We start from the raw sequence: 1,910 nt of genomic DNA on the forward strand, positions 1-1,910 counted from the left end.
GTGGATTAAACCCTGCTTCGATCAGAGGTATTACATTTGCTCGGTCACCAACAATGTTTGCCACATAGCTATGATAAGGATGAAGAGTAATACCAATATTGAGTTTGGCTGATACATTATGACTTGTGACCAGAAGCGATGTTAGAAAAGCAATTCGTAATATCGGTCGTATAGTTTTTATGCGCGTGAGAAGGCTAGTGATCATGTTTGTTTTCGTAAATCTTATTAATTGTTGCCGCGGAGTGCCAATGGATAGTGGTGTCGAAACAAAGGGTCTTTAGGTCAACGTTGCTAAGATTGTTTTGTTCATCGTAATACCAGAGAGGACTTTTTGGTTCGCCCGCGCCATTTGGTAGCTCAAGTTTGATGAAATAGCGGTGAGTCTTTATTTGAGTTTGACCAACATAGCACGTCGTTACTTGCGCCCAGTGAAATTGAATAAGCGATTCCAAGTGTGTGGATGAAAATGGTTGGATGCCGAGTTCGGAAAGTTCATCAACACTCGGTATGCGCCCTTCAATTGCTCGAACCATTTGTATTTCTTCACCTGCATTGCTTAACGAGGTTAGAGCAGCGCGAATAGGTTTTGGTACAGCCGTGAAATCAGCTTGTGGATGGCCGTATAAGGAATACAGTAAAATCGCTGCTATCAGCAAAGTCAGCGCGCTAAATCCAAACACAAGCTTGTCTTCAAGCTTGCCATCTCGCGCACGTACTTTTTCGGAGTAAGTTGTCATATGTTAGATCTCAACGACTTCTTCGTCGGAGATTTCTAAGACGTGGCCAGGGCCTGCATCCATAATAATAAAATACACGCCCTCAGGACGATCGAAGGTGTAAATGGAATCGTTATCTGTGTGTCCTTCAGAGATGACTTCGTCATCTTCTGAGTAAACTTCCATAATGACATTAGGTGCCTTCGCTCGGTTTGAAAAACTAGCTTCGCATCGTACTTGATGAGGGGCTTTTTCGTTGTTTCCAACCGTGCAGTTTAAAATAGGGTAATGGGCATGGCTTAGTGGGATAAAGACGACTAAACCTGCGACAAGTGGTAGTACCTTTTTGATAGTTTTCACGAATTAATCCTACTTGGCAGCAAGTGTGTGTTGTTCTGTTTTAAGGTGATGTGCAGGAGTATTCTGTGTTTGAGAACTCCCAGTTTGGTTTGTTGGGTTGACCGACTTGACGCTTACTTCGTCGGCTTGAGATGCGCGTAAATCAACGGTGTTAATGCCGTCAGGCATCAATGACCAAGAGGTTTGATAAAATTCCCCGTCCCAACTCTCTATCGTGAGCCATAACTCGGCGTCGTCTTTTAGTGTCTTTGGAATTGGTGTATGCGCATGTTGATTGCCAACGGTGCCATGTAATACCGCCCCTGGAGCACGCTTTGTGCGTGGTTTGCCCACTTTTACATACATGAACTTTATCGCGTCGGCATGTCCTTCATGGATATATGCGTTGAGGGTAGTGGAGCGTCCTGCTTGAATCGGATCTAGGTCTTTTTCAAGTAATCCGAGAGTCGCGTTGAGCGATATGTTCCATGGCCCTATGTCTTGAGCTTTATACTGGTAACCGGATCCCGACGTTCCTTCGCTCTGCAGTTTAAAGCCGATACTAATGCCGATACAGATGACAGTAAGAAAAGCCCAATTGAGATATTTGAACCCAGACATTGGTCCGCCCCATGGCCTAAGTACTAACCAAACTTTCTTAAGTTTTCCTCGGATACGCCCGCTATTGATGGCTTTTTTAGTTGCCGATTTGGTCCGCTGATAGAAAATGATCATGCCAGAGATGGATAGAATGCTCATCGCCAAACCGAAGATGAACCAAATTGTTTTCACAAATAAATCCCAAAATCCGTCATAACCAAATGTGCCGTAATGCAATGGTCGCATCGACCAATC

At 44.2% G+C, this 1,910-nt stretch carries 3 protein-coding genes and 1 pseudogene; all 4 read right to left on the bottom strand.

Annotation, left to right across the window (positions count from 1 at the left end; all coding sequences use genetic code 11):
* Positions 1-205 (bottom strand): annotated as a pseudogene (locus A3739_RS30680) (hypothetical protein); the annotation flags it as partial.
* Positions 195-737 carry a hypothetical protein gene (locus A3739_RS04110; protein WP_068500414.1) on the bottom strand — a complete coding sequence of 181 codons (543 nt, stop codon included), beginning with the start codon at positions 735-737 and terminating at the stop codon, positions 195-197. The gene A3739_RS04110 and the pseudogene A3739_RS30680, both read right to left, overlap by 11 nt.
* A gap of 3 nt (positions 738-740) precedes the next feature.
* The gene (locus A3739_RS04115) at positions 741-1,076 is read right to left on the bottom strand and encodes a hypothetical protein (protein ID WP_068479939.1); all 336 of its coding nucleotides are present in this window, start codon (positions 1,074-1,076) and stop codon (positions 741-743) included.
* 9 nt (positions 1,077-1,085) lie between these two features.
* Positions 1,086-1,910 (bottom strand): PepSY-associated TM helix domain-containing protein (locus A3739_RS29305; RefSeq protein WP_197472030.1); only part of this gene is annotated, 825 nt, incomplete at its 5' end.

It is taken from the genome of Oleiphilus sp. HI0067 (assembly GCF_001635735.1).